This window comes from Erwinia phyllosphaerae (assembly GCF_019132875.1).
Lineage (GTDB): Bacteria > Pseudomonadota > Gammaproteobacteria > Enterobacterales > Enterobacteriaceae > Erwinia > Erwinia phyllosphaerae.
This window is the reverse complement of record NZ_JAHSPF010000007.1, coordinates 159,118-185,257: the sequence shown is the minus strand read 5'-3', so window position 1 is coordinate 185,257 and position 26,140 is coordinate 159,118. Positions and strand designations below refer to the sequence as shown.

Below are 26,140 nucleotides of genomic sequence, written 5' to 3'. Positions count from 1 at the left end.
GGTAATTTCCCCTGGTAACTGTAAGGCATTCAGCTACTGATTGGCTGAATGTAGAGCATTACGGCAGAGCATGAACAAATTACGGCAGCAAGAATTACTACTCTGGCTTAGAAAGCAGCGTATTTACGGTCACGGTTGGTTTAAGGTTTCGCTGGCGCTGGGCGCGGGTGGCGCTTTGCTGATCCTTTGTCAGGCATGGCTGCTGGCGACGCTGCTACAGTCACTTATTATCGACGGGCTTCCTCGCGAAAGTTTATCGCCTTATTTTATCCTGCTTTTTAGCTGTTTTTTGCTGCGTGCTTTCCTGCTCTGGCTACGCGAAAAAGCAGCGTTTGCCTGCGGTTGTGCAATTCGGCAAAAGTTGCGGCAGCAGGTGCTGAAAAAGCTTGGCGAAGCCGGTCCGGCGATAGTCAAAACCAAAGCAGCCGGAAGCTGGGTAACGCTTTTGCTGGAGCAGATTGAAGACATGCAGGATTACTATTCCCGCTATCTGCCGCAAATGTGGCTGGCCGTGCTAATTCCCTGCCTCATTCTTATTTTCCTTTTCCCGATCAACTGGATGGCGGCGCTCATATTATTAATTACCGCACCGCTTATTCCCCTGTTTATGGCTTTAGCCGGTATGGGTGCAGCCGACGCGAGCCGACGCAATTTTCAGGCGCTGGCGCGGCTCAGCGGTCATTTTCTCGATCGTCTGCGCGGTCTGGAAACGCTGCGGCTGTTTTACCAGGCTATGGCAGAAAGCCAGCGCATTCGCGAAGCCTCCGCCACGTTTCGCCAGCGCACTATGGAAGTGCTGCGGCTGGCCTTTCTTTCCTCTGCCGTTCTGGAATTTTTCGCCGCTGTTTCGATAGCCGTTATTGCCGTTTATTTCGGCTTCTCTTACCTCGGCGAGCTAAATTTTGGACACTATGGCGCTGGCGTCACGCTGTTTGCCGGTTTTCTTTCATTGATACTTGCACCAGAGTTCTTTCAACCGCTCAGGGAATTAGGATCTTTTTACCATGCGAAAGCACAGGCCGTAGGCGCAGCTGATGCACTGGAAAAATTCCTGACAGCAGAAAGACAACCGCCGGGCGCATTGACGCCCGATTTGAGCCGGGGCATAACGATTACTGCTACGGATCTACGGGTTGTCGCGCCTGACGAGACGGTTCTGGCGGGTCCATTGAATTTTGTTATCGAACCCGGACAGCGCATCATAATTGTTGGGCAAAGCGGCGCGGGTAAAACGTCACTATTTAATGTGCTATCAGGCTATTTGCCCTATCAGGGATCGTTAAAAATCAATGACATTGAATTACGCGAAATCTCACCCCCCTTCTGGCAGCAGCAGCTTGCGTGGGTCGGGCAAAATCCCCATCTTCCCGCTGCAACACTGCGTGAAAATATCGCGCTGGACGGCAGTAACGACCCGTTAAAACTGGCGCAGGTTTGCAAGCTTGCAGGAATCGAACGTTTTCTTGCCGACCTGCCCGAAGGAATAGAGACGGTTGTGCAGGAACAGGCAGCCAACTTATCCGTGGGCCAGGCACAGCGCGTTGCCGTTGCCAGAGCGCTGTACAAATCCTGCCGTTTGCTGCTGCTTGACGAGCCGGGAGCCAGTCTCGACAGCGAAAGCGAACGTTACGTTAATCAGGCTCTTAAAGCCGCCTCCCGTCGTCAAACCACTCTGCTTATTACGCACCGGCTGGATCAGCTGACGCACTGGGACAGGATCTGGCTAATGCACAGTGGCAAAATTTTCCCACAAAAAGATAAAGACCAGCTGCTTTTGCAAAGCGGCATGTTAATAGAAACATTTTTCCAGCCTGCTGGAGAAAACAGATGAAGCTATTACGCCCTTTTTTAGCCCTGTACCGCCTCCATACCGGCCGCCTGGCGCTGGGGATTTTTCTGGCGATAGTCGCGCTGTTAGCCAGTATTGCCTTACTGACGCTGTCCGGCTGGTTTCTGGCCGCCTGCTCGCTGGCAGGTGCGGCAGGTCTCTATGGCTTTAATTATATGTTGCCTGCCGCCGGGGTTCGCGGCGCGGCAATCCTCCGTACAGCTGCCCGATATGGCGAGCGTCTGGTCAGCCATGACGGCACGTTTCGCATTCTTGAACACCTGCGTGTTTTCACTTTCGATAAACTGATCCCGCTTTCCCCGGGCGGTCTTTCGCATCTTCGTCAGGGCGATTTGTTGCAGCGTTTGGTCGCCGATATAGATACGCTCGATCACCTCTATTTACGGCTCATTTCTCCTCTGCTGGGCGCGCTTGCGGCTATTCTGGCGGTTACGCTAGGGCTGGGCTGGCTGAACTGGTCGCTTGCGCTGACTCTCGGCGCAATCATGCTGCTGAGCCTGCTGCTGCTGCCTCCCCTTTTCTATTATCTGGGTAAGTCAGGAGGCGAAGCGCTGGTGCACTGGCGCTCGCTTTACCGCGATCGGCTAACGACCTGGTTGCGTGGCCAGGCAGAACTTAAAATCTACGGTGCGGAGCCGCGTTTTTACGCCGTGCTGGATGAAACGGAACAACAATGGCTTCGCGTGCAGCGATCTCGTGCCAGTCTTAACGGCTTATCGCAGGCTGTACTGATGACCGTAACAGGTATAACCACTGTGCTGATGCTGTGGCTAAGCGCAGATAGCCAGGCCGGCGCAGTTATTGCTCTGTTTTTATTCTGCACGCTGGCGGCTTTTGAAGCGCTGGCACCGGTCGGCAGCGCCTTTCTGCATCTTGGAGAAGTTATGGCCTCGGCCCGGCGCGTCAGCAGCCTTATTTTGCAGCAGCCAACCGTCGTGTTTCCATCCACGAAAACAAATACAGCCGGCATTTGTTTAAGCCTGCGCAATGTCAGTTTCGCCTATACGGCGGGCAAAGCGGCCCTGCAAAATATCTCACTCGAAGTAGCACAAGGGGAACATGTTGCGCTGTCAGGATGCACCGGCTGTGGAAAATCAACGTTACTTCAGCTGTTGACCCGCGCATGGGATCCATCTGAAGGGATGATTTTAATGAATGGGCGTGCTTTAAAAGAGTGGGATGAAGCTTCGTTACGTAAAGCGACGAGCGTAGTAACGCAAAGGGTTCATCTGTTCAACGGCACGCTGCGCGATAACTTGCTGATAGCGGCGGCGGACAGTAGCGATCGGCAGCTTGCCAGCGTGCTCGATCGGGTAGGCCTGCAAACGCTGCTGGCTCATAAGCAAGGGCTTAACGCCTGGCTGGGCGAAGGCGGGCGTCAGCTGTCAGGCGGAGAGTTACGGCGACTTGGTCTGGCGCGTGCGCTGCTGCATAACGGCCCGCTGCTCCTGCTGGATGAACCGACTGAAGGGCTTGATAGCCAAACCGAGCGGCAAATCTTAGCGTTAATCCGCCAGGCCGCCCAGGGAAAAACGCTGATTATGGTGACCCATCGCCTGCAGGATCTGGCGCATTTTGACAAAATTTGCGTTATGGAAGACGGACAGATCATTGAGCAGGGAAACCACGTCGAATTAATCTCAAAACGCAGCCGCTACTGCTCTCTCTGCCAGCAGATTGCGCTATAGTCATAGCCTCTCGTGTTACAGAGACAGTTACTATGCGTTTGATTCAGCTCTCCAGAGAGTCACTTCATTTCCCACCGCCGGAAAAGGCCCTGCGGGAACCTAACGGCCTGCTGGCGATGGGCGGCGACCTCAGCGTGCCGCGTTTACTGAGCGCCTATCATCGCGGTATTTTTCCCTGGTTTTCTCCTGGCGATCCTATTTTGTGGTGGTCACCCGATCCGCGCGCCGTCCTCTGGCCGGAAAAATTTCACCTGAGCCGTAGCATGAAGCGTTTTCATCAGCGATCGCCCTACCGCGTTACCCTGAATCAAAGCTTTAGCGAAGTGGTGGAAGGCTGCGCTGACGATCGTGACGAAGGGACCTGGATAACACCTGCGGTCAAACATGCCTGGCAAAAGCTGTTTGATGCGGGTGATGCGCAGTCTGTTGAGGTGTGGCACCATAATGAGCTGGTGGGCGGCATGTATGGCCTGGCGCTTGGACAGATATTTTGCGGTGAATCCATGTTTAGCCGTCGCGAAAATGCCTCAAAAACGGCGCTGCTGGTTTTCAGCCGCTACTTCCAGCAGCAGGGCGGCAAGCTTATTGACTGCCAGGTGCTTAATCCGCATACTGCCTCATTAGGTGCTGAAGAAATCAGCCGCAACGACTATTTAAAGCTGGTTGATTCGCTGGCTAATCAGCCTCTTTCCACCGATTGCTGGCAGCAGCGAACGCTTTTTTAAGCGTTCGCCGTGATGTTTTGCAGCCAGAAGGCCATAACGGTGTTATAATATAGGCGTTTGGTATGTTGTTTATCCATCGCCTTCGTTACTGGCGAAGTGGGAGTGGAGCAGCCAGGAATATTACGTACTTTGTCTCTTACTTTTCAATACGCGCAACCGCGAATAAAAAAGCCATTTTGCAGACCGCTTATTCCCTGGTGTTGTGCCAACTACTGATTAATCGTGTGCCTCTTCTGCGTGTTTCACGCGGCGGAGAGGCTGACGCTGGTGGAACCGCCAGCAGTTCTTTACATAAAGTCCGAAATTCGGCATTATTTGCCGATTAATGGCAAAGGTTATAACATCCAGAGGATATGATGGCCAAAGAAGACAATATTGAAATGCAGGGTGAGGTAATCGAAGTGTTACCTAACACCATGTACCGTGTTAAATTAGAGAATGACCATATCGTTACCGCTCACATTTCCGGTAAAATACGCAAAAACTATATCCGCATCTCGATGCAGGACAAAGTTACCGTTGAGCTGACTCCTTATGACCTGAATAAAGGTCGCATTACCTTCCGTATTCGCTAAATTCATATTCGCCAGACTGGCAAACGTTTTGCGTAGCGTACTGGTAAAAAAAAGGCCGGAAATTTTCCGGCCTTTTGCTTTTCAACTTTAGTGTACAGTCCCTTCCGTTTTGCGCTTTTCGGCGCTGAGGAAATGGTAGGTCAGCTGGTTCTTCTCTTTATCGAGCGCCACCGAAACCGATCCGCCATCCACCAGTGAACCAAACAGCAGTTCGTTTGCCAGCGGTTTCTTCAGGTTTTCCTGTACCGTACGCGCCATTGGACGCGCGCCCATCGCTTTATCGTAACCTTTATCTGCCAGCCAGTTGCGCGCTTCATCGCTGACTTCCAGCGACACGCCTTTCGCATCCAGCTGTGCCTGCAGTTCGACGATGAACTTGTCCACCACCTGATGGATAACAACGGCATCCAGATGTTTGAACCAGATAATATTGTCGAGACGGTTGCGGAACTCTGGCGTAAAGATTTTTTTGATCTCTTCCATTGCGTCAGTACTGTTGTCCTGTTGGATCAGGCCAATTGACTTACGCTCGGTTTCGCGAACGCCGGCGTTAGTCGTCATGACCAGCACTACGTTACGGAAATCTGCTTTACGGCCATTGTTGTCGGTCAGCATACCGTTGTCCATCACCTGCAGCAGCAGGTTAAAGACGTCCGGGTGCGCTTTTTCAATCTCATCAAGCAGCACTACCGCATGCGGATGTTTAATGACCGCATCCGTCAGTAAGCCACCCTGATCGAAGCCGACATAACCCGGAGGCGCACCAATCAGGCGGCTGACGGTATGGCGTTCCATATATTCCGACATATCGAAACGCAGCAGCTCAATGCCCAGCGCTTTCGCCAGCTGGACGGTAACTTCTGTTTTACCTACGCCCGTCGGGCCAGCAAACAGGAAAGAACCGACAGGCTTGCGATCCTGGCCTAAACCGGCGCGGCTCATTTTAATCGCCTCGGTTAAAGCTTCAATCGCGTTATCCTGACCGAATACCAGCATTTTCAGACGATCGCCCAGCGTTTTCAGCGTATCGCGATCCGTTGCCGAAACGCTCTTCTCAGGAATACGCGCGATGCGGGCCACCACGGATTCAATATCCGCCACGTTGACCGTTTTCTTGCGTTTGCTGACCGGCAGCAGTCGTGCACGCGCGCCTGCTTCGTCAATAACGTCGATAGCTTTGTCCGGTAAATGGCGGTCGTTGATATATTTCACCGCCAGCTCTACCGCTGCACGCACCGCTTTTGCGGTATAGCGAACATCGTGATGCGCTTCGTACTTCGGTTTCAGCCCGTTCAGGATCTGTACCGTTTCATCAACTGAAGGTTCAGTGATATCTATTTTCTGGAAACGACGTGCCAGCGCGCGATCTTTTTCAAAGATATTGCTGAATTCCTGATAGGTCGTGGAACCCATTACGCGGATCTTGCCGCTGGACAGCAGCGGTTTAATCAGGTTGGCAGCATCCACCTGGCCGCCTGAAGCCGCGCCAGCGCCGATGATGGTATGGATCTCATCGATAAACAGAATGCTGCTGTTATCCTGCTCAAGCTGTTTGAGCAGCGCTTTGAAACGTTTTTCAAAGTCGCCGCGATACTTGGTGCCGGCCAGCAGCGAACCAATATCCAGAGAGTAGATGGTGGCATCTTTCATCACTTCCGGCACGTCGCCCTGCACAATACGCCAGGCGAGCCCTTCAGCAATGGCCGTTTTACCCACGCCCGATTCACCCACCAGCAGCGGATTGTTTTTCCGGCGACGGCAGAGAACCTGGACGGTACGCTCCAGCTCTTTATCCCGCCCGATCAGCGGATCGATACCGCCTACGCGAGCAAGCTGATTAAGATTGGTGGTGAAGTTTTCCATACGTTCCTCCCCGCCTGCTTGCTCTTCGTTGACCGGATTTTCTGCGCCAGGCGCAGGGCCGGCTTCGTCTTTACGCGTGCCGTGAGAAATGAAGTTTACGACGTCAAGACGGCTGACCTCGTGTTTACGCAGCAGATAAGCCGCCTGCGACTCCTGCTCGCTGAAGATAGCGACCAGCACGTTTGCGCCAGCTACTTCGCTACGGCCGGAGGACTGTACGTGGAAAACTGCACGCTGCAATACGCGCTGGAAGCTGAGCGTAGGCTGCGTGTCGCGTTCTTCTTCGCTAACCGGCAATACCGGCGTTGTTTGTTCAATGAAGGCTTCGAGTTCCTGCCGCAGCGCCACGATATCAACCGTACACGCTTCCAGAGCTTCTCGTGCTGATGGGTTACTCAGTAACGCCAACAGCAGATGCTCGACGGTCATAAACTCATGTCGGTGCTCGCGCGCTCTGGCGAAAGCCATATTTAAACTGAGTTCCAGTTCTTGATTGAGCATAGGCACCTCCCCCAATAGATCGCCTTATTCAGGCTTTTTCCAGCGTACACAACAACGGATGTTCATTCTCCCTCGCGTACTTGTTAATGTGCGCGACCTTGGTTTCTGCCACTTCGGCGGTGTAAACACCGCAGATCGCCTTTCCCTGATAGTGAACCGTAAGCATCAGTTGCGTTGCACGTTCAACATCATAAGAAAAGAACTTTTGCAGTACGTCAATAACAAATTCCATAGGTGTATAATCGTCATTATTCAGAATAACTTTATACATAGAAGGCGGCTTGAGACCTTCCCGAAGTTTGTCATCTGCAAGATGTTCAAAATTAAGCCAATCGTTAGTGTTTCCCATACGTACCCAATATGAAAACGTTACTCGCTTGCGCCAGACTAACATCTCTAAGGGTAAGTTTAGCACGCTCAGAATGCTGTCCGGTGCCGATGAATTTTTACGGCATCTTGTTACTACGCGACCTTCATCACAAAAATAGCAATAGCGTTAACTGCCTCAAATTTTGATGATTTCGTGCTCGCCTTAACCGTGCAATCGCTTGACGCCTGGCCGCATTTCTCTACAGTACAGGCGTAAGCTGGATGCGTTTTAACCAGCCAGGAGGCTTGTGCCTCATTACCTCACCCATTTGAACGTCTTGCGAGGGATCAAAGCATGGAGACGGGTACTGTTAAATGGTTCAACAATGCCAAAGGCTTCGGCTTTATCTGTCCGGTCGGTGGCGGCGAAGATATCTTCGCGCATTACTCCACTATCCAGATGGATGGCTACAGAACGCTGAAAGCCGGGCAGCAGGTGCAGTTTGATGTGCATCAGGGGCCGAAAGGCAATCACGCCAGCCTTATCGTTCCTGTCAATGCGGCAGTAGCAGTCAGCGCCTGATCTGCCTCAGTCATTCTGACCAACCTTGCGATAAAATGCCAGCCAGCGTCGCTGGCATTTTTATGGGCAACATTTACCAACACTAGTAAAATGGAGCCGTCCTGTCATTTTTCAAGGCCGTTTTCCTGTAAATTAATTCCTCATATCCCCTTTCCGATTTCCCGCCTTTTTTCTTAAAAAACCTTTCGTGTCCGCCGTTTAGCCCGAATAGTTTGCGCTAAATCAACCCGGAGCCATTTTGTAAAACATACACACGCATTGTGCACTAATGTTGCATTTTAAATGCACCTTTCAGGAGCAACAGTATGTTTTGCATGCAGTGTGAACAGACCCAGCGCCGTGCAGCAGGAAACGGCTGTACCGGCACACAGGGCGCCTGCGGAAAAATGGCGCAGACTTCCGACCTGCAAGATTTGTTGGTCGCCCTTTTGCAGGGACTTTCCGCATGGGCGTTAGAAGCTCGTCGGCAAGGGATTGTGCTACATGAGATCGACAGCTTCGTGCCAAAAGCACTCTTTGCTACGTTAACCAACGTAAATTTTGACCATCGCCGTATCGTCGCGCTGGCGCAACAGGCCGTGAATTATCGCAAAACCTTAAAAGCGCACTGCCAGCAGCCTTATCACATGAAACTTCACCCGATGGCGGAAATTGTGCCGGAAGGTAACGAGCCCCATCAGCTGCGGCAGCAAGCGCTGCGTTTTCGCCTGAATCGGCAAGAGGAGCACGAAGACATCCTTGGCTTACGGTTACTCTGCCTGTACGGCCTGAAAGGCGCGGCAGCTTATCTGGAGCACGCCCACGTACACGGCTATTTTGACGACGAGATCTATCAGCAATTTCATCAAATCATGGCCTGGCTGGGCAGCATGCCGAGCGACAGTAGCGACCTGCTGGCCACGGCCATGCGCATTGGCAAAATGAATTTCGCCATTATGGCTATGCTGGATAAAGCGCAGACAACCGTTTATGGCGATCCGCAACCCGTTTTAGTCAATACACAGCCGGTCGCCGGTAAAGCTATTTTAATTTCGGGACATGATTTAAAAGATTTGCAGCTGCTGCTGGAGCAGACGGCTGGTAGCAACATCAACATCTTCACCCATGGCGAAATGCTGCCTGCGCATGGTTATCCGCAGTTGAAAAAATATCCTCATCTGGCCGGCAATTACGGCAGCGGCTGGCAGCATCAGCAAAAAGAGTTTGCGGCTTTTCCAGGCCCGATCATCATGACCTCCAACTGTCTTATCGATCCCTTCAGAGGCGATTATCAGCAGCGCATCTGGACGCGCAGCATCGTCGGATGGCCTGGCGTGCCCCATTTGCACGGCGAAGATTTTTCTGCGGTGATTACCCAGGCGCAAGCGATGCCTGGCTTTTGTCAGGACGAACCGCCTCATCATATTACCGTCGGCTTTGGCCGACAGACATTGCTGGATGCTGCCGATAGCGTGCTCGATCTGATAGCAGCGCGCCAGCTTAAACATATTTTCGTGGTGGGTGGCTGCGATGGCACGCGTAATCTGCGTAACTACTTTACCGGGCTGGCTACGGCGATTCCCGATAACTGTCTGCTGCTTACTTTGGGCTGTGGAAAATATCGCTTTAACAAGCTCGATTTTGGCACGCTTGGCGGCCTGCCGCGCCTGCTGGATACAGGACAATGCAATGACAGCTATGCGGCGGTAGCACTGGCGCTCAGGCTGGCGGAAAAACTGCATTGCGATATTAACGAACTGCCGTTGTCGCTGGTGCTTTCATGGTTCGAGCAGAAAGCCATTGTCGTCTTACTGACGCTGCTGTCGCTGGGCGTGAAGAATATTTACACCGGTCCCACGGCACCCGCTTTTCTGACGGCAAATTTGCAGGCGGTATTAAAAAAAGAATTTGGTCTGCGAACGATATCTACGGTGGAAGAAGATCTGGCAGCATTGCTGCCTGCGGATACTTCTTCTGTCGGATGATTTACTTATACCAGGAAAAGCCGGTTGTTTCTTACCTTTCCCTTCACTCAGCCTGGACTATGCTTTTTGCTGAAGATCATTCTGCCATCGGGAAGATGACTCACCAAACATAGAAAAGGAGTCAGAGATGAAGCAAACGTTAGCCGCACTGTTGGCAAAAACGCTTGAAAACGCCGGCGTGAAGCGCATTTGGGGCGTAACCGGGGATTCACTTAACGGCCTGAGCGATAGCCTGAATCGCATGGGCACCATTGAATGGATGCCAACCCGCCATGAGGAAGTGGCGGCCTTCGCGGCCGGAGCCGAGGCGCAGATTAGCGGCGAACTGGCCGTCTGTGCCGGCTCCTGTGGGCCAGGCAACCTGCATCTGATTAATGGCCTGTATGACTGCCATCGCAACAACGTGCCGGTACTCGCTATCGCCGCGCATATTCCTTCCAGCGAAATCGGTAGCGGATATTTTCAGGAAACGCATCCGCAGGAGTTGTTCAAAGAGTGCAGCCATTATTGCGAGCTGGTCTCTAATCCTGAACAGCTTCCGCAGGTGCTGGCTATCGCCATGCGGAAAGCCATTATTAACCGGGGCGTGTCGGTGGTGGTTATTCCTGGCGATATTGCGCTACACCCTGCGCCAGAAGGTGCCAGCGCGGAGTGGTATCCGCCGCAGTTTCCCATTGTTCAGCCACCGGCAAGCGAGCTGGACAAGCTGGCGCAGGTACTGAATGAAGCTAAAAACATCACCCTGATGTGCGGCTATGGCTGTGCGGGTGCGCATGAGGAAGTGGTGCAGCTGGCGGAGACGCTCAAAGCCCCTATCGTCCATGCATTGCGCGGCAAAGAACATATTGAGTATGACAACCCTTACGATGTAGGGATGACCGGCCTGATCGGCTTCTCATCGGGCTACCATGCCATGATGAATGCCGATACGGTAGTCCTGCTGGGTACGCGCTTCCCGTATCGGGCCTTTTATCCCACGGATGCAAAAATCATTCAGATCGATATCGACCCGGGCAGCATTGGTTCGCACTGCCACGTTGATATGGCGCTGGTTGGCGATGTCAGAGCCGCCCTTTGCGCACTGCTTCCACGGCTTGAAGTAAAAGAAGATCGTCGCTTTCTTGATAAAGCATTACGGCACTATCAAGATGCCAGAAAAAGCCTTGATGACCTGGCAACGCCAAATGACAAGCAGGCGATTCATCCGCAGTATCTGGCGCAGCAGCTCAGCCATTTCGCCAGCGAAGATGCTATTTTCACCTGCGACGTCGGTACGCCGACCGTGTGGGCCGCGCGCTACCTGAAAATGAACGGCAAGCGTCGCCTGCTGGGTTCTTTCAACCACGGTTCGATGGCAAACGCCATGCCTCAGGCGCTGGGCGCGCAGTCAATTGATAAGCAGCGCCAGGTTATTGCCATGTGCGGCGACGGCGGTTTTTCAATGTTGATGGGCGATTTCCTTACCGTTGCCCAGCTTAAATTACCGGTGAAGCTGGTGGTATTTAACAACAGCTCGCTGGGATTCGTGGCGATGGAAATGCAGTCCGGCGGCTATCTGACAGACGGCACCGAGCTGCATAACCCTGCTTTTGCCGATATTGCTAAAGCCTGTGGCGTAAAAGGGATTCGCGTGGAGCGTGCATCCGAGCTGGATAGCGCTATTCAGGAGATGCTGGCGCACGACGGCCCTGTGCTGCTGGACGTTATCACCGCCAGTGAAGAGCTGGTAATGCCGCCACAGATCAAAATGGAGCAGGCCAAAGGCTTTAGCCTCTATATGCTGCGCGCTATTATCAGCGGTCGCGGTGATGAAGTGGTAGAGCTGGCAAAAACTAACTGGCTGCGGTAAAACATTGGCAGAGCTAATGTTACGGACGCTTCGGCGTCCGTTCTTACATCAAGGAGCGCAACAGTGATCGACTTACGCAGTGATACGGTAACCCGCCCCTCGGCAGCTATGCTGTCAGCCATGATGGCGGCTGAAACCGGCGACGATGTTTATGGTGATGATCCAACCGTTAACGCGCTGGAAGCCAAAGCGGCCGCCCTCAGCGGAAAAGAGGCGGCGCTTTTCCTGCCGACGGGAACCCAGGCTAATCTTGTTGCGCTGCTTTGCCACTGTCAGCGTGGCGAAGAATATATTGTGGGTCAGCTGGCCCACAATTATAAGTACGAAGCTGGCGGGGCCGCCGTGCTTGGCAGTATTCAACCCCAGCCGGTCCTGGCCGCCAAAGACGGCACGTTGCCGCTGGACGTAGTCGAACAATTTATTAAGCCTGACGACTTTCACTTTGCGATAACTAAACTGTTAAGCCTTGAAAATACCCATAATGGCAAAGTCCTGCCGCTAAGCTATTTGCAGGAAGCGTGGGAATTTACCCGTCAACATAAGCTGGCGCTACACGTCGATGGCGCGCGCATTTTCAACGCCGTGGTAGCGCTAAACGTGACGCTACAGGACCTGGCACAATATTGCGACACGCTGACTATCTGCCTGTCAAAAGGCCTTGGCACGCCTGTTGGCTCACTACTGTGCGGCAGCAAAGAGTATATAGAGCGAGCAAAACGCTGGCGCAAAATGACCGGCGGCGCCATGCGTCAGTCGGGCATACTGGCGGCGGCTGGCCTTTACGCGCTGGAACATAACGTCGCACGCCTGCAGGAAGATCACGACAACGCGGCCTGGCTGGCGGCACAGCTAAAAGAAGCTGGCGTACAGGTTTCCAGCCAGAACACCAATATGGTTTTTGTGCGCCTGCCGCAAGAGCAGATCGCGCCGCTTAAAGCGTGGATGCATGAAAAAGGCATTATTCTGCCTACCGGCGCGGTTACCCGCATAGTTACCCATCTGGATGTGGATCGCCAGGCGCTGGAAAAAGTGGTGGCCGAATGGAAAGCGTTTTTAGCCAATAGCTAATTTTCGCCATATTTTTCCAGCAGCGCTCTGGCTATTGCCTCGCTTTGTGCATCGGCAATACCCTGAAAGTTTGCCGGTCGAAAATGCATCTGGAAAGCCGCAATGACCTTCTGTTGCTGTTGGTCAGACATCGCTGGCGTGACTTCGTAGCCGTAACGCGAAAGCAACGCCAGCAGGGAAGCCCGATCGGTTAGCTGCTCCGGCGCCCTGCCCGCCAGGTAATATTGTACGCGTTCAGCATCCGGCCACGCGCCCAATCCCTGCTCGTAGAGCCAGTGCCAGGGAAACAGCGGGCCGGGATCCTGCTTACGCTGTGGCGCGATATCGCTGTGCCCAACCACATTCTGTGGTTGTATGTTGTAACGAAAAACGATATCTCGTATTAAGGGCCTTAACGCCGCTATCTGCTCGCCGGAAAAAGGATACCAGACCCGCCCGTTCGTGGTACGGCGGTAGCCCGGATTCTCCAGTTCAATGCCGATTGAGGTATCATTCAGCCTTGTCGCGCCACGCCAGAAACTGTTACCTGCATGCCACGCCAGCTCGGTTTCCGGCACCAGCCGCAGCACCGTGGGCTGATTTCCGTGCCGCTGTGGTTTAGCCGCTATCAGATAGTGCACGCTGACTTCACGATCGGTCAGCGTGGCCAGCGACCGGGGAAAATCCTCTGCCGTATAGTGAATAACCAGCGTTTTGATACGCGGCCGGGCGCCGTAAGCCGTATGGCGAGTGTCAACCACGTAGCCATCCTGCTTCTCCAGCCCGGACGTACAGGCGCTCAGCATTAACGCCGCCGCCACGGCCATCAGCAAACGCATCAGCGACCTGTTTTTACAGCAGTGCCGCTGACGCTGACCATCAGCATGCTGCTATCTTTGCCGACCGTTTCGTAATCAATATCAATGCCAACCACGGCGTCCGCACCCAGTGCTTTGGCCTGTTCTTCCAGCTCGGCAAAAGCTATCTGCCGTGCCTTGCGCAACTCTTTCTCATAGGCGCCCGAGCGACCGCCGACGATATCGCGGATACCGGCAAAGAAATCACGGAAAATATTAGCGCCCAGAATCGCTTCGCCAGTCACCACGCCGCAGTATTGCGTAATGGGTTGCCCTTCCAGCGTCGGGGTAGTAGAAAATTGCATCATTGACTCCTTGTGTGCAGATTGTGGGTTTTAGCTCTTATCGCCAGGCGAACCAGCTATACTTTATGCTAAAAAACGCCATCCAGAAACCATAAGGAAATCAAGATGAAATTACTCGCCGCTCTGGCTCCGCTGGCACTGCTGCTCAGTGCCTGTACCACGGTAGAACCGGTCTATAAGGATAACGGCAGCCGTACCTCTCCCTGTGTCGACGGTGGCCCGGATACCGTTGCGCAACAGTTTTATGATTTACGCACCAGTCAACCGACTCAGGGCCTGCCGGATGCTGCACTGCTGGCAAAATATCGCCCTTACCTGAGCGATAAGCTTTATCAGACGCTGTTGAAAGCCAGTAACAATCCGCAGAAAGAAGCTGCGCTACAGGGCGATATTTTCTCCAGCCTGGCAGCTGGCCCTGGCTCTGCCAGCGTGGCGGATGCCTCAACCATTCCTAACCGCGATGCGCGAAATATTCCGTTGCGCGTTAAGCTAAGCCGTGATGGCGACAAGCCGCAGGAATGGCAGGATGAAGTATTAATGGTGCGCGAAGGCACCTGCTGGGCGGTTGACGACGTGCGTTATACCAGCCCGGCTCCGCATATTGAAGGCGGTTCACTCAGCCAGCGACTGCTGAAATAATCGCTTATCCGGAAAGCACCGTCTCGCACTGATTATGCTGCGAGACGGAACTCTTAACATGCTGCAATTTTAACCACCCTGTTTTTCTAAACAAAATTTTAACGTAGCTCACCGTCTATCATCACAATAACGCTGCATTTTCATTCGATTAACGTCATTTTGTGCTAGCCTTCAGGATAACTTCGCTGCATAAGCGAATTTTCCACGGCGTTGATTGCATAACTATGCCGTCGACGTTAAGATTCGCAGCACTAATGGCTATTCACTTTTTGCGCATGAGTATTCAACTTAACGCTGTAAACTGCTTTTATGGTGCCCATCAGGCGCTTTTTGATATACAACTGTCATGCCCGGAAGGCGAAACGCTGGTATTGCTGGGGCCAAGCGGCGCGGGCAAGAGTTCGCTGCTGCGCGTGTTGAATCTGCTGGAGATGCCGCGCTCCGGTACGCTGGCTATTGCCGGCCACCATTTTGACTTCAGCAAAGCCCCTGGCGATGTCGCTATTCGTGAGCTGCGCCAGAACGTTGGGATGGTTTTCCAACAGTATAATCTCTGGCCACACCTGACGGTGATGCAAAACCTGATCGAAGCGCCCTGCCGCGTGCTGGGCCTGAGCAAAGATCGGGCGCTGGCGCGTGCAGAAAAACTGTTGGACCGTCTGCGCCTGACCAAATTTGCCGATCGCTTTCCACTGCATCTTTCTGGTGGTCAACAGCAGCGGGTGGCCATTGCTCGCGCGCTGATGATGGAACCTGCGGTGCTGCTGTTTGATGAACCCACAGCGGCGCTGGATCCAGAAATCACCGCGCAGATCGTTGCGATCATTCAGGAACTTTCAGAAACCAATATTACGCAGGTGATCGTCACCCACGAGGTGGAGGTGGCGCGCAAGACGGCCAGCCGCGTCGTCTATATGGAAAATGGTTATATTGTGGAACAGGGTGACGCCAGCCGCTTTACACAGCCGCAAACCGAAGCGTTTGCCAACTATCTTTCGCACTGATGCAGGACATAATGATGAAAAAAATCGTACTTGCCGCGCTGTTAGCCGGTGTAAGCCTGAGCGCGAGCGCTGCGCAGACCATCCGTTTTGCTACCGAAGCGTCTTACCCTCCTTTTGAATTCGTGGATTCAGAAAATAAAATCCAGGGCTTTGATGTCGATCTGGCTAATGCCCTGTGCAAAGAGATTGACGCAACCTGCACCTTCACTAATCAGGCGTTCGACAGCCTGATCCCAAGCCTGAAATTCCGTCGTTTTGACGCGGTGATGGCGGGTATGGACATCACGCCTGAGCGTGAAAAGCAGGTTCTGTTCTCTAAAGCTTACTACGACAACTCCGCGCTGTTCATCGCGCAAAAGGGTAAAATCGCAGACGTGAGCGCACTGAAAGGCAAACGTGTCGGCGTACAGAACGGCACTACCCATCAAAAATATCTGACGGACAAAATGACCGGCGTCACCACGGTGCCTTACGACAGCTACCAGAATGCCGTGTTGGATCTGAAAAACGGCCGTATTGATGCCGTGTTTGGCGATACTGCCGTCGTTAACGAGTGGCTGAAGCAAAATGCCGCACTGGCACCGGTCGGTGAAAAAGTCACGGATAAAGCCTATTTCGGTACCGGTCTGGGCATCGCCGTGCGTCAGGGAAACACCGACCTGCAGAGCAAATTCAACGCCGCGCTGGATAAAGTAAAAGCCAACGGTACGTACAAAACTATCTACACCAAATGGTTCCAGCAATAACGGAATGAGCGAACTTTATCCTCTTGCAAGCGCCGCCGGGATGACCGTCGGCCTTGCCGTTTCTGCGCTGATTGCAGGACTGATTCTGGCGATGATTTTCGCCGTCTGGGAGTCGGCCAGCTGGCGTCCCATAGCGTGGATTGGTACGGGCCTGGTCACGCTGTTTCGCGGCCTGCCGGAAATTCTGGTGGTGCTGTTTGTCTATTTTGGCGCTTCGCAGCTGCTGTTAACGCTTTCGGATGGCTTTACGCTGCATCTGGGATTCACTACGCTGCCGGTGCAAATGGCCATCGAAAATTTCGACGTTAGCCCTTTTCTCTGCGGCGTCATCGCCTTAGCCATTCTCTACTCTTCTTACGCCTCGCAAACGCTGCGCGGTGCCCTAAAAGCGGTGCCGCAGGGCCAGTGGGAATCCGGCCAGGCGCTGGGTATGAAAACCTCCGCTATTTTCTTTCGTTTGATTTTGCCGCAGATGTGGCGTCACGCGCTGCCGGGCTTAGGCAACCAGTGGCTGGTACTGCTGAAAGATACCGCGCTGGTGTCGCTGATTAGCGTTAACGACATTATGCTGCAAACGAAAAGTATCGCTTCGCGCACTCAGGAACCTTTTACCTGGTATATGATTGCCGCTGCGATCTACCTGGTTATTACGCTGCTTAGCCAGCAGGTTTTAAAGCGCATTGAAGCCCGCACCACCCGCTTTGAACAGGGGAGTCACTGATGCTGAGCTATCTACCCGAACTGCTCAAAGGACTGCATACCAGCCTGACGCTGACGGTTGCTTCGCTGCTGCTGGCCCTGCTGCTGTCGCTGCTCTTTACCGTTATTCTTTCCCTGAAGATACCGCTGCTGCATCAGGTTGTCCGTGCTTACATCACGCTGTTTACCGGCACGCCGCTGCTGGTACAGATTTTCCTGATTTACTACGGGCCAGGGCAGTTTCCGTCTATCCAGGCGATTCCGTGGCTGTGGCATTTGCTGTCGCAGCCGTGGCTTTGCGCCTTGCTGGCGCTGTCGCTTAACAGTGCGGCTTACACTACCCAGCTTTTTTACGGCGCGGTGAAAGCTATCCCATCCGGGCAGTGGCAATCCTGTGCGGCGCTGGGTATGAACCGTAAGGATACGCTGCGCATTCTGCTGCCCTACGCTTTTAAACGCGCCCTCTCCTCCTATTCCAACGAAGTGGTGCTGGTGTTTAAAAGTACCTCGCTGGCTTACACCATTACGCTAATGGAAGTCATGGGCCATGGGCAACTGCTGTATGGTCGTACCTATGACGTAACGGTTTTTGCCGCAGCAGGCCTTATTTATCTTTGCGTTAATGGACTGCTGACGCTGATGATGCGGTTAATAGAGCGTCGCGCGCTGGCTTTCGAGCACAGAAACTAACGCGCCGGTGGGCAACCACCGGCATTTGCGGAAAAACAACTATCATCTGGCTTTTAATTACTGGATAGCGTCGTCTGTACAACGCGCATACTAACCCGATAATACTCGCGCAAGGACTGGAGCCATGCTTAAGGTTTGGGCCTTTCTTCTCATCGGATTTAGTGCCGGTACGCAAGCCAGCGACCCGCTTCGTTTCGCCGTCTCGGCAACTTATCCCCCCTTTGTTTATTTCAACGAAGGGCATCAGCTGGTTGGCTTTGATATCGATCTGGCAAAGGCGCTTTGCGAAAAAGTGCAGCGGCAGTGTACTTTTGCTAACAGCGACTTTGACCGCCTGCTGCCTTCGCTTAAGTTTAATCGCTTTGATGCGGTGATTTCCGGACTGGATATTACGGAAGAGCGGCGGGCGCAGGCAGATTTCACCCAATCCTATCTGGAGAGCTCTGCCACCGTCATCGCTATCAAAAACCAATACGCCTCTTTTTCTCAGCTTAAAGGTAAGCGCGTTGGCGTGGCCGATGCCACAACGCTCCAGGCCTGGCTGCAGTCTTCGTGGCCGGAGATTGTTACCGTGAGCTATGACAATTACCAGAATGCGCTACTGGATATCCGCAACGCCCGGCTGGACGGTATTTTCGGCGAAACGCCCTCTATGCAGGCGATGATAAAGGCCAATCCTGACCTGGCCGTCGTTGGCGAACCGGTAACGGACGCCCGCTATTTCGGTTCCGGCCTGGGCATTGCGGTGCATAAAGGCAATAATGCACTGTTGGTTCAGCTCAATACAGCGTTACAGAGCATGACGGCAGACGGTACGCTGCAGGCGCTCAGACTACGCTGGTTTGGCAGCGCCAGCCCGCTCCCCCCCGAGTCAAAGTCGCCGTAACAGCGTTAATACTTCACTGTGCGCGGTATGCGGGAACATATCGAAAAGCTGCACTTTGACAATGGCATAGTCGCTCATCCGGGCAATATCGCTGGCCATCGTCTGCGCGTTACAGCTGGAGTAAAGAATAAACGGCGGTGCCATGCTGCTCAGGTAATCACAAAGCGCTGCGCCAATGCCGCGACGTGGCGGATTGACCAGCACCAGATCGGGCACGCTGCCTTCGCCCGTAGCAAAAGCGGTAGAATCCAGTGCTGCAAAGCTGACCTTGTTCAACCCCATCTGCTCGGCCGAGCGTTTTGCGCAGGCTATCGCTTCGGCATTGATTTCGATACCGGTTAACGTCATCTCTGGCGTCGTACAGTGCAGGCCAAAACCGCCTACGCCGCAGAAAAGATCCCACATGCTTTTGATGTTAAGGTCGCTTACCCAGGCCCTTGCCGTGGCGTAAAGCGAGGCGGCCACCGCCGGGTTGGTCTGGAAAAAACTTTGTGGCCGGATCCAGAGCGGCACATTGTTTAGCTGTTCGGCCAGCGCCTGGCTTTCGCTTAGCGCGATTTCCTCTTCACCTTCCAGAATCGCCATATGTACCGGCTGGATATTGGCCGAGATGACGCTTAACTGCGGCAGCCGCTGCTGCAATTCCGGGATGGCCCGCTTGAGCTGCGCCAGCTTCTCTTTTGAACGCAGCACAAAACGCAGCATCAGTTCCCCCGTGAGGCTGCTTTGCATCAGCAGGATAAACTTTAGCTCGCCGCGTTTGCGCGCCACGTTATAAGGCGTCAGGCCTGCGCGAGCGATAAACGGCTTCAGCTCCGCAAAAACAGCGCTAAAGCTGTCAGGATAAAGTGGACAGGCGCAAAGATCGACGGGCGTGCCGTCGGCATGCATGATCCCCAGCACTGGCCGTTCTACGCTGCCGCTTACCACCATTTTCGCCTTGTTACGAAACCCTTGCTGCGCAGAAACAGCGGGCGGCAGCCAGCTTTCCACGGTCTGCTCTGCCAGCAACTGGTGCAGCCGTTCCTGTTTCTGTTCAAGCTGTCTGGTATAGGGAAGGTCCAGCCACTGACAGGATCGACAGCGGTCGGCATCATAAAGGGCGCAATGCATGGGGGATCTCTAAAGCGAAAACGGGCGGGAATTGTATCACTGTCCGTTTAGCGCTGCCGGAAAAAATCCCGGCTGCATGCTGGCACAAACAGTAGCATCAGCACCAGCAGGTCAGGCAGTTTTTGCATGATAAGCAGCTGCCCTTCTTTAACATTGGTAAAGAGGGCTGAATCAAGCCAGCCTGCATGAACCAACAGCATATAGCTGACGACCACCAGCTGTGACAAGGCGTAGCCAGTACGTCCCCAGTGGCGGCCATGCAGCAGGGCGAAAGCGCAGCGTAATTGAATAAAAAAGAGCAGCTGGCCCGCGATAAAAATCAGCGTATCGCGCCAGGACTGTGCCGTGAGCTGAACAAAATTAACCAGTTCCGCCAGGCCCATCTCATGCACTTCCAGTGCGATGCCCAGACAGCGTGTCATTATGATAGCAGTAGCGGCCACCAGCACAGGAACGGGAATGGCATAAGGATCCGTCATTACCTTTTCATGTTTCAGCACTTCTGACATTTTGTTCTCCACCAAAGCCCTGTTTTGGTGCAGCCATGCCGCTCTGGCATTGACCTGCTCTTTTTTGCCTGTTCAGCCGTTGCGGTTTTTGCTCGCGACCAGAGCAGCTGATAACGCTCTCCGTCGGCCCATTTTTATCCATATTGATTGCCCTGGCACGATAACTGCTTAGCTATAAGCTGAAACGGCCGCAAATTATGTTTAGACCAGTTTGCGGGCTATTTCCACCGAACGCGCTTGATAGCGACAGTTACTACGCAGGGAGTTTATTTATGGATACTGAATCGGCAAACCGCCAGCGCTGGTCGCCAGGTCTGGGGGCTTATCTGGCACTCATCGTCGCCATTCTGTTTTTTTCCGGGCTGTTTTTAAACGTGCAGGATGCAAAATGGCTGGGCGCTTTCGACTTCACCACGCTGGGCGGCAAGTTCGGCACCATCAAAGATACCGCACGCGCAACCTTTGTTGGTGAAGGCGGCACGGGCGCTAAAGCGGGTTTTCTGTTCGCCCTTTCATTAGTTCCCACCGTGATGCTGGCGCTGGGCCTGCTGGAAATATTTACCCATTACGGTGCAATTCGCGCTGCGCACAAGCTGCTGACGCCGCTGCTTAAACCGCTATTAGGCATTCCGGGACGCTGCGGTCTGGCCCTGATTACCGATTTGCAAAGCACCGATGCCGGCGCGGCGCTGACCAAAGAGCTACACGATGAGCAGCAAATCAGTAAAAAGGACGTTGTGATTATGGCCGCCTGGCAATACTCCGGCGCAGGCTTAATTAATAACTATTTTGCCATCGGCTCAGCGCTGTTTGTTTCTCTTTCCGTCCCCGTGCTGGTGCCGTTGCTGTTAATGTTCGTCCTTAAATTCGTTGGGGCCGCCGTGGTACGCATGGTATTAACGACCTTCTATAAGCAGGAGTTTCAACATGAAAAATAATCCTCCGGTCATCGTTTCCCGTAATCCTTTTGACGTTTTTGTCGTGGGCGCGCGCAAAGGCTTCCACATTGCCATACATAATCTGATGCCGAACGTCATCATGGCCTATGTGATTGCCGAAATGCTTAATCTGCTGGGCATAATGACCTTTATTGGCAAGCTCTTTGCGCCGGTGATGGGGCTGTTTGGCCTGCCTGGCGAAGCCGTAACCGTCTTATTAACCGCATGGCTTTCCTCCTCTGCCGGAACCGGGGTCGCCGTCAGCCTGCTGGCGAAAGGCGTGCTGACCGGGGCCGACGTGACTATTCTGGCGCCGGCTATCTTCCTGATGGGATCGCAGCTGCAGTATATGGGCCGCCTGCTGGGCGTGGCCGACGTACCTAAAAAATACTGGCCGCTGCTGATGCTAACCAGCATTTTTAATGCCGTTATCGCCATGTTGGTGATGCGCGCTATCGCCTGACAGTAAAAGGGAGAACCTGCCTTGTTAAAAGTTTTTGAACACTACGCTTACCTGCATGAAATTCCGGAGCTGGGCTTCCAGGAATTTAAAACCTCCGCTTATTTAAGTCAGCAATTAAAGACCGCTGGTTTTCAGGTTACGGATAATTTCAACGGTACTACCGGCATTGTTGCTACGCTGGAAAGCGGCGTAGCTGGCCCGACGCTGGCGCTGCGTGCCGATATGGATGCGCTGGGCCACGTGATTAACGGCGAACCCTGCGCGCGCCACACCTGCGGTCACGATGCACACTCGTCCGTTGTGCTGACCGCTGCTCAGGAACTGATAGCGGAAAAGGCGATTAAAAAAGGCCGCCTGAAGCTGATTTTCCAGCCTGCGGAAGAGTTGGGCACCGGCGCGCTGGCGATGATCGCCGGCGGCGCTATTGATGACGTTGATATGATAGTCGGCTTTCATCTCCGTCCGGCCGAAGAGTGCGCGGTCGGGACAGCGATTCCCGCGATGTATTATTCGGCCTGCGTAACGCTTGAAGCGACAATACGCGGGCAAACCGCCCACGCGGCAAGGCCACATTTAGGTGTGAACGCGCTGGATGCCGCCGCCAGCGCCGTGCAGGCCGTTAATGCCGTGCATTTACCTCCGGGAAAAACCTGGAGTGCTAAAGCGACGCGCTTTCTGTGCGATGCGGGCGTAACTAACTCTATTCCTGATGAAGCCCGCGTGGTTTTTGATTTGCGCGCGGCGGAAAACGAGGATATGACGCTGCTGCAAAGCCGTGTTGAACGGGCGATTATCCAGAGTGCAGCGGCCTTTGGCGCTACGGCGCAAATTGAGGTAATGAAAGCTATGCCCGCTGCCGAAATTGACGAGGAGATGAGCGCGCTGGTAGCTGACTCTATTAAGGAGGTGCTCGGCGAAGCCGCATTGATGCCGGTTCGCTCCACGCCCGGCAGCGAGGATTTTTTTCACTATCCGGTACAGCGTCCGCAAATAAAAGCGGGTTTCTGGGGGTTAGGCACGGGCCTGACGCCAGGCCTGCATCATCCCGATATGCGTTTTGAACTGAATGCGCTACCTGGCGCCGTAAAGATTTTTAAAGCCTGCGTGATAAAAGTATTGGGATAACGATTTGCGTCCGCAGGATACTGAAACTAGCTGAAGCCTGCTAAAACTGCGCCGGAACGTCGCTGCCGCTCAAAGCCAGCAAGAGCCGGCGGAACACGGACAAATCATCCCTGCTGGCCCGTCTGGCGCATTCATGCGCCAGACGGGCCGTTTATCCAATCGGCTTGCAGTCAGGCAGTGACGTTGCTTTGAGAGTTACAGCATTTCTGCCGGACTTCTTCGCGCCTTAGCTTTTAAATAAACTTAATGCCCACCGCGCGCCCGCTGCGTATCGCGGATGCGCTGCTTTTCTTCATGCGCCATAAAGCGCCAGGCGATAAAGCCAACCAGCCCTACCACAAACAAAATCAGCGAAGCCAGCGCGTTGATTTCCGGATTCACGCCGCGACGCACGGTAGCAAAAATCTGCATCGGTAACGTCGTTGCGCCAGGTCCGGTAACAAAGCTGGCGATCACCAGGTCATCCAGCGACAGCGTAAAGGCCAGCAGCCAGCCGGTAACGATAGCGGGCGCAATCATAGGAACGGTTATCACAAAAAATACCTTCAGCGGCGTAGCGCCGAGGTCCATCGCGGCTTCTTCAATAGACCTGTCCAGCTCGCGCAGCCTGGAGTTAATCACCACCGCCACGTAAGCCGTACAGAAAGTCACGTGCGCCAGCCAGATAGTTAACATGCCGCGGTCGCCCGGCCAGCCGAAGGTGTTCCCCATCGCCACAAACAGCAGCAGCAGCGACAGGCCGGTAATGACGTCCGGCATAACCAGCGGTGCGGTCAGCATAAAAGCAAAACCGGTAGAGCCTTTAAAACGGCCGAAACGCACGATCACGACTGCCGCAACCGTCCCCAGAATGACCGCGGCCGTTGCCGCCAGCGCGGCGATGCTCAGGCTCAACGTTACTGCACTAATCATCGCATCGTCATGAAACAGGACGTTGTACCAGTGCAGCGAGAAACTCTCCCACGCCGCCAGCTGCGAAGAGTTGAATGAATAAACCACCAGCAGCACCATCGGCGCATAGAGGAAAAAGAAGCAGACCAGCAAAATTGCGATGCGCCATGGCGAACGCACGGTTGGTAAGGCGCTCATGCTTTATTCCCCAGCTCTTTGTTCTGATGCTTATGGAACCAGATAATCGGCAGGATCAGAATCAACAAAATAATCACCGCCAGCGCCGAAGCGACCGGCCAGTCGCGGTTGTTAAAAAACTCCTGCCACAGCACGCGGCCAATCATAATGCTGTCCGGGCCGCCCAGCAGTTCCGGGATCACGTACTCGCCAACAGCCGGAATAAATACCAGCATTGAGCCTGCGATAATGCCCCCTTTGGTCAGCGGCACAATCACGCTGAAAAAAGTTTTCAGCGGACGCGCGCCCAGGTCCAGAGAAGCCTCCACCAGCGAATAATCAATCCGCGTCAGCGCGGTATAGATTGGCAGCACCATAAAGGGCAAATAGCAGTAAATAATGCCGATATAGACCGCCAGGTTGGTATAGAGGATCGCAACGGGATGATCGGTAATATGACTCCACATTAAAAAGCGATTCAAAATCCCGTTGTCATTTAAAATCCCCATCCACGCATAAACGCGCACTAAAAAGGATGTCCATGAAGGCAGGATCACCAGCAGCAGCAGAATATTGCGCGTAGAAGGCGAACTGTGCGCCACGGCCCAGGCCAGCGGATAGCCAATCACCAGACAGGCTATGGTCGAAATAGCCGCAACCTGAAGCGAATGCAGATAAGCATCGATATAGAGCGGATCGTCCGTTAGCGTCAGATAGTTGCCAAAATTAATTACCGTTGTCAGCTGACCATCTGCCCAGCTAACCAGATCCGTATAGGGCGGGATCGCACGGGCAATGTCGGCAAAGCTGATTTTCAATACGATCAGAAACGGCAGCAAAAATAGCAGGATAAACCACAGATAAGGCAGCGCGATAACGACCTTACGGCTTGACCGCAGCCTGTTCAGCCAGCCCGGACGCCTGGCGGCAGGTTTATTGACAGAGTGTTGCACCATAAAACCTCCCGCTACTGGGTCAGAACGACGCAGCTGTCCGCATCCCAGCAAAGACGTACTTCGTCTCCCCAGGTTGGCGTGCCTTTACGAAAGCGATAAGCATTTTGCAGCTGCGCGCTAATCATCTGGCCGCTGTGCAGACGCACGTGATAAATAGAGAGATCGCCCAGATAGGCAATATGCACCACCTCACCGACGGCAAAGTTACAGCCATCGGCAGGAACATTTTCGCTCAGCATCACCTTTTCCGGACGCAGCGCAACGTGTACCGGCACGCCATCCACAACCGAAGCATCAGAATCCACCTTCAACGGATGGATCAGGCCCGGACTGTCGATAACCAGGCCGTCGGGCTGGCGTTCACGCAGCATACCCTCAAAAAGATTAACGGAGCCGATAAATTCGGCGCTGTAGCGCGTGGTTGGGTGCTCGTAAATCTCTTCCGGCTCGCCAATCTGCACAAATTTCCCACGGTTCATAATGGCGATGCGGCCAGCCATCGTCATCGCTTCTTCCTGGTCGTGCGTAACCATTACGCAGGTTGCGCCGACGCGCTCCAGAATATCCACGACTTCAAGCTGCATGCGATCGCGCAGCTTTTTGTCCAGCGCGCCCATTGGTTCATCAAGCAGCAGCAGCTTGGGCCGTTTAGCCAGGCTGCGGGCCAGCGCCACGCGCTGACGTTGACCGCCGGAAAGCTGATGAGGTTTGCGCTTTGCATATTCCTGCATATGCACCAGCGTCAGCATCTCCGCTACGCGATCGGCAATCTCATTTTTTGGCAGTCGATCCTGCTTTAAACCAAAAGCGATATTCTGCTCTACGGTCATGTGCGGAAACAGCGCGTAGGACTGAAACATCATATTGATGGGGCGCTGGTACGGCGGCACGTGGGAAAGATCCTGGCCATCCAGCATAATTTGCCCGGAAGTGGGAGCCTCAAAGCCAGCCAACATACGCAGCAGCGTCGATTTACCACAGCCGGAAGCGCCCAGCAGCGCGAAAATCTCACCTTTATAAATGGTCAGATTGACGTCATCAACAGCGTGTTGTCCTTCGAAAGACTTGGTCAGATTGCGGATTTCCAGCAGCGGCGTTACGGCCTTGCTGACTTTTTTTTGCGGGCGAGAGATCGCGTCGTTCACTTCCATTACACTCCAACGCTGTAAAAGCGGGCATGCCATATAAG

General features: G+C 53.7%; 26 protein-coding genes. 17 read left to right on the top strand and 9 right to left on the bottom strand.

Features of this window, described 5'->3' with window-relative positions; all coding sequences use genetic code 11:
* Positions 1 to 70 precede the first annotated feature (70 nt).
* The 4 genes from cydD to infA all read left to right on the top strand — a co-directional run bounded on the left by cydD (position 71) and on the right by infA (position 4,837).
* Positions 71 to 1,831 (top strand): heme ABC transporter permease/ATP-binding protein CydD, encoded by a 1,761-nt coding sequence (cydD, locus tag KUE00_RS14110; RefSeq protein WP_246760527.1) that lies wholly within the window; start codon positions 71 to 73, stop codon positions 1,829 to 1,831.
* Positions 1,828 to 3,537, top strand: coding sequence for a heme ABC transporter ATP-binding protein/permease CydC (cydC, locus tag KUE00_RS14105; protein WP_246760526.1), 1,710 nt, complete (start codon positions 1,828 to 1,830; stop codon positions 3,535 to 3,537). Before cydD ends, cydC begins: the two co-directional genes overlap by 4 nt.
* 32 nt (positions 3,538 to 3,569) lie before the next feature.
* On the top strand, positions 3,570 to 4,262 hold the full coding sequence (gene aat, locus KUE00_RS14100; protein ID WP_246760525.1) for a leucyl/phenylalanyl-tRNA--protein transferase: 693 nt from the start codon (positions 3,570 to 3,572) through the stop codon (positions 4,260 to 4,262).
* Positions 4,263 to 4,618: 356 nt separating this feature from the next.
* Entirely contained in the window at positions 4,619 to 4,837 is a 219-nt protein-coding gene (gene infA, locus KUE00_RS14095; protein ID WP_246760599.1) for a translation initiation factor IF-1, read from the top strand.
* An 87-nt stretch (positions 4,838 to 4,924) separates the two neighbouring features.
* Here infA and clpA read toward each other — a convergent pair whose 3' ends face one another.
* Both clpA and clpS read right to left on the bottom strand, forming a co-directional pair.
* A complete protein-coding gene (gene clpA / locus KUE00_RS14090; RefSeq protein ID WP_246760524.1) occupies positions 4,925 to 7,201 on the bottom strand; it encodes an ATP-dependent Clp protease ATP-binding subunit ClpA in 2,277 nt (758 codons plus the stop codon).
* A gap of 28 nt (positions 7,202 to 7,229) precedes the next feature.
* A complete protein-coding gene (clpS, locus tag KUE00_RS14085) occupies positions 7,230 to 7,550 on the bottom strand; it encodes an ATP-dependent Clp protease adapter ClpS (protein ID WP_246760523.1) in 321 nt (106 codons plus the stop codon).
* A gap of 315 nt (positions 7,551 to 7,865) precedes the next feature.
* Between clpS and cspD the strand changes: the two genes are divergently transcribed.
* The 4 genes from cspD to ltaE all read left to right on the top strand — a co-directional run bounded on the left by cspD (position 7,866) and on the right by ltaE (position 12,974).
* Positions 7,866 to 8,093 carry a cold shock-like protein CspD gene (cspD, locus tag KUE00_RS14080; RefSeq protein ID WP_246760522.1) on the top strand — a complete coding sequence of 76 codons (228 nt, stop codon included), beginning with the start codon at positions 7,866 to 7,868 and terminating at the stop codon, positions 8,091 to 8,093.
* A gap of 305 nt (positions 8,094 to 8,398) precedes the next feature.
* Complete coding sequence (gene hcp, locus KUE00_RS14075) at positions 8,399 to 10,057, top strand: hydroxylamine reductase (RefSeq protein ID WP_246760521.1); 1,659 nt, start codon at positions 8,399 to 8,401, stop codon at positions 10,055 to 10,057.
* A gap of 127 nt (positions 10,058 to 10,184) precedes the next feature.
* Entirely contained in the window at positions 10,185 to 11,906 is a 1,722-nt protein-coding gene (gene poxB, locus KUE00_RS14070; protein WP_246760520.1) for a ubiquinone-dependent pyruvate dehydrogenase, read from the top strand.
* A 63-nt stretch (positions 11,907 to 11,969) separates the two neighbouring features.
* Positions 11,970 to 12,974: a low-specificity L-threonine aldolase gene (gene ltaE, locus KUE00_RS14065; protein WP_246760519.1), complete on the top strand. Its 1,005-nt coding sequence runs from the start codon at positions 11,970 to 11,972 to the stop codon at positions 12,972 to 12,974.
* Here the strand turns inward: ltaE and KUE00_RS14060 are convergent.
* Positions 12,971 to 13,792: an N-acetylmuramoyl-L-alanine amidase gene (locus KUE00_RS14060; protein ID WP_246760518.1), complete on the bottom strand. Its 822-nt coding sequence runs from the start codon at positions 13,790 to 13,792 to the stop codon at positions 12,971 to 12,973. The two genes, ltaE and KUE00_RS14060, sit on opposite strands and share 4 nt — an antisense overlap.
* A complete protein-coding gene (locus KUE00_RS14055; protein WP_246760517.1) occupies positions 13,792 to 14,115 on the bottom strand; it encodes a heavy metal-binding domain-containing protein in 324 nt (107 codons plus the stop codon). Before KUE00_RS14055 ends, KUE00_RS14060 begins: the two co-directional genes overlap by 1 nt.
* Positions 14,116 to 14,214: 99 nt before the next feature.
* Here KUE00_RS14055 and KUE00_RS14050 point away from each other — a divergent pair, with 99 nt between their 5' ends.
* From KUE00_RS14050 to KUE00_RS14025, 6 genes are all read left to right on the top strand, one after another.
* On the top strand, positions 14,215 to 14,754 hold the full coding sequence (locus KUE00_RS14050; RefSeq protein WP_414148966.1) for a lipoprotein: 540 nt from the start codon (positions 14,215 to 14,217) through the stop codon (positions 14,752 to 14,754).
* Between the two features lie 275 nt (positions 14,755 to 15,029).
* The gene (gene artP / locus KUE00_RS14045) at positions 15,030 to 15,758 is read left to right on the top strand and encodes an arginine ABC transporter ATP-binding protein ArtP (protein ID WP_246760598.1); all 729 of its coding nucleotides are present in this window, start codon (positions 15,030 to 15,032) and stop codon (positions 15,756 to 15,758) included.
* A gap of 14 nt (positions 15,759 to 15,772) precedes the next feature.
* Positions 15,773 to 16,504 carry an arginine ABC transporter substrate-binding protein gene (artJ, locus tag KUE00_RS14040; protein ID WP_246760515.1) on the top strand — a complete coding sequence of 244 codons (732 nt, stop codon included), beginning with the start codon at positions 15,773 to 15,775 and terminating at the stop codon, positions 16,502 to 16,504.
* A 4-nt stretch (positions 16,505 to 16,508) separates the two neighbouring features.
* Positions 16,509 to 17,225: an arginine ABC transporter permease ArtQ gene (gene artQ / locus KUE00_RS14035; RefSeq protein ID WP_246760514.1), complete on the top strand. Its 717-nt coding sequence runs from the start codon at positions 16,509 to 16,511 to the stop codon at positions 17,223 to 17,225.
* Positions 17,225 to 17,893, top strand: a complete 669-nt coding sequence (gene artM, locus KUE00_RS14030) for an arginine ABC transporter permease ArtM (RefSeq protein ID WP_246760513.1) — start codon at positions 17,225 to 17,227, stop codon at positions 17,891 to 17,893. The genes artQ and artM overlap by 1 nt, the downstream gene beginning before the upstream one ends.
* Before the next feature lie 124 nt (positions 17,894 to 18,017).
* Positions 18,018 to 18,779, top strand: coding sequence for a transporter substrate-binding domain-containing protein (locus KUE00_RS14025; protein WP_246760512.1), 762 nt, complete (start codon positions 18,018 to 18,020; stop codon positions 18,777 to 18,779).
* Here the strand turns inward: KUE00_RS14025 and rlmC are convergent.
* Positions 18,765 to 19,892, bottom strand: a complete 1,128-nt coding sequence (gene rlmC / locus KUE00_RS14020; RefSeq protein ID WP_246760511.1) for a 23S rRNA (uracil(747)-C(5))-methyltransferase RlmC — start codon at positions 19,890 to 19,892, stop codon at positions 18,765 to 18,767. The two genes, KUE00_RS14025 and rlmC, sit on opposite strands and share 15 nt — an antisense overlap.
* 47 nt (positions 19,893 to 19,939) lie before the next feature.
* Positions 19,940 to 20,401 (bottom strand): YbjO family protein, encoded by a 462-nt coding sequence (locus KUE00_RS14015; RefSeq protein ID WP_246760510.1) that lies wholly within the window; start codon positions 20,399 to 20,401, stop codon positions 19,940 to 19,942.
* A 272-nt stretch (positions 20,402 to 20,673) separates the two neighbouring features.
* Here KUE00_RS14015 and KUE00_RS14010 point away from each other — a divergent pair, with 272 nt between their 5' ends.
* Genes KUE00_RS14010 through KUE00_RS14000 form a run of 3 tightly spaced genes read left to right on the top strand, consistent with a single transcriptional unit; the run spans position 20,674 to position 22,927 of the window.
* Positions 20,674 to 21,339: a nucleoside recognition domain-containing protein gene (locus KUE00_RS14010; RefSeq protein WP_246760509.1), complete on the top strand. Its 666-nt coding sequence runs from the start codon at positions 20,674 to 20,676 to the stop codon at positions 21,337 to 21,339.
* The gene (locus KUE00_RS14005; protein ID WP_246760508.1) at positions 21,329 to 21,802 is read left to right on the top strand and encodes a YjiG family protein; all 474 of its coding nucleotides are present in this window, start codon (positions 21,329 to 21,331) and stop codon (positions 21,800 to 21,802) included. Before KUE00_RS14010 ends, KUE00_RS14005 begins: the two co-directional genes overlap by 11 nt.
* A gap of 21 nt (positions 21,803 to 21,823) precedes the next feature.
* Positions 21,824 to 22,927, top strand: coding sequence for a M20 peptidase aminoacylase family protein (locus KUE00_RS14000; protein ID WP_246760507.1), 1,104 nt, complete (start codon positions 21,824 to 21,826; stop codon positions 22,925 to 22,927).
* A 243-nt stretch (positions 22,928 to 23,170) separates the two neighbouring features.
* Here the strand turns inward: KUE00_RS14000 and potI are convergent, their stop codons facing one another.
* The 3 genes from potI to potG are packed head-to-tail and all read right to left on the bottom strand — an operon-like array spanning position 23,171 to position 26,096.
* On the bottom strand, positions 23,171 to 24,016 hold the full coding sequence (potI, locus tag KUE00_RS13995; protein ID WP_246760506.1) for a putrescine ABC transporter permease PotI: 846 nt from the start codon (positions 24,014 to 24,016) through the stop codon (positions 23,171 to 23,173).
* Entirely contained in the window at positions 24,013 to 24,951 is a 939-nt protein-coding gene (potH, locus tag KUE00_RS13990; RefSeq protein ID WP_246760505.1) for a putrescine ABC transporter permease PotH, read from the bottom strand. The genes potI and potH overlap by 4 nt, the downstream gene beginning before the upstream one ends.
* Before the next feature lie 11 nt (positions 24,952 to 24,962).
* A complete protein-coding gene (gene potG / locus KUE00_RS13985) occupies positions 24,963 to 26,096 on the bottom strand; it encodes a putrescine ABC transporter ATP-binding subunit PotG (protein ID WP_246760597.1) in 1,134 nt (377 codons plus the stop codon).
* Positions 26,097 to 26,140: the final 44 nt, after the last annotated feature.

What these genes read in the sequence shown, in the direction of transcription:
- cydD (WP_246760527.1), top strand. Translation starts at nt 71, where the DNA reads ATGAACAAATTACGGCAGCAAGAATTACTACTCTGGCTTAGAAAGCAG.
- cydC (WP_246760526.1), top strand. Translation starts at nt 1,828, where the DNA reads ATGAAGCTATTACGCCCTTTTTTAGCCCTGTACCGCCTCCATACCGGC.
- aat (WP_246760525.1), top strand. Translation starts at nt 3,570, where the DNA reads ATGCGTTTGATTCAGCTCTCCAGAGAGTCACTTCATTTCCCACCGCCG.
- infA (WP_246760599.1), top strand. Translation starts at nt 4,619, where the DNA reads ATGGCCAAAGAAGACAATATTGAAATGCAGGGTGAGGTAATCGAAGTG.
- clpA (WP_246760524.1), bottom strand. Translation starts at nt 7,201, where the DNA reads ATGCTCAATCAAGAACTGGAACTCAGTTTAAATATGGCTTTCGCCAGA.
- clpS (WP_246760523.1), bottom strand. Translation starts at nt 7,550, where the DNA reads ATGGGAAACACTAACGATTGGCTTAATTTTGAACATCTTGCAGATGAC.
- cspD (WP_246760522.1), top strand. Translation starts at nt 7,866, where the DNA reads ATGGAGACGGGTACTGTTAAATGGTTCAACAATGCCAAAGGCTTCGGC.
- hcp (WP_246760521.1), top strand. Translation starts at nt 8,399, where the DNA reads ATGTTTTGCATGCAGTGTGAACAGACCCAGCGCCGTGCAGCAGGAAAC.
- poxB (WP_246760520.1), top strand. Translation starts at nt 10,185, where the DNA reads ATGAAGCAAACGTTAGCCGCACTGTTGGCAAAAACGCTTGAAAACGCC.
- KUE00_RS14060 (WP_246760518.1), bottom strand. Translation starts at nt 13,792, where the DNA reads ATGCGTTTGCTGATGGCCGTGGCGGCGGCGTTAATGCTGAGCGCCTGT.
- KUE00_RS14055 (WP_246760517.1), bottom strand. Translation starts at nt 14,115, where the DNA reads ATGCAATTTTCTACTACCCCGACGCTGGAAGGGCAACCCATTACGCAA.
- artP (WP_246760598.1), top strand. Translation starts at nt 15,030, where the DNA reads ATGAGTATTCAACTTAACGCTGTAAACTGCTTTTATGGTGCCCATCAG.
- artJ (WP_246760515.1), top strand. Translation starts at nt 15,773, where the DNA reads ATGAAAAAAATCGTACTTGCCGCGCTGTTAGCCGGTGTAAGCCTGAGC.
- artQ (WP_246760514.1), top strand. Translation starts at nt 16,509, where the DNA reads ATGAGCGAACTTTATCCTCTTGCAAGCGCCGCCGGGATGACCGTCGGC.
- artM (WP_246760513.1), top strand. Translation starts at nt 17,225, where the DNA reads ATGCTGAGCTATCTACCCGAACTGCTCAAAGGACTGCATACCAGCCTG.
- KUE00_RS14025 (WP_246760512.1), top strand. Translation starts at nt 18,018, where the DNA reads ATGCTTAAGGTTTGGGCCTTTCTTCTCATCGGATTTAGTGCCGGTACG.
- rlmC (WP_246760511.1), bottom strand. Translation starts at nt 19,892, where the DNA reads ATGCATTGCGCCCTTTATGATGCCGACCGCTGTCGATCCTGTCAGTGG.
- KUE00_RS14015 (WP_246760510.1), bottom strand. Translation starts at nt 20,401, where the DNA reads ATGTCAGAAGTGCTGAAACATGAAAAGGTAATGACGGATCCTTATGCC.
- KUE00_RS14010 (WP_246760509.1), top strand. Translation starts at nt 20,674, where the DNA reads ATGGATACTGAATCGGCAAACCGCCAGCGCTGGTCGCCAGGTCTGGGG.
- KUE00_RS14005 (WP_246760508.1), top strand. Translation starts at nt 21,329, where the DNA reads ATGAAAAATAATCCTCCGGTCATCGTTTCCCGTAATCCTTTTGACGTT.
- potI (WP_246760506.1), bottom strand. Translation starts at nt 24,016, where the DNA reads ATGAGCGCCTTACCAACCGTGCGTTCGCCATGGCGCATCGCAATTTTG.
- potH (WP_246760505.1), bottom strand. Translation starts at nt 24,951, where the DNA reads ATGGTGCAACACTCTGTCAATAAACCTGCCGCCAGGCGTCCGGGCTGG.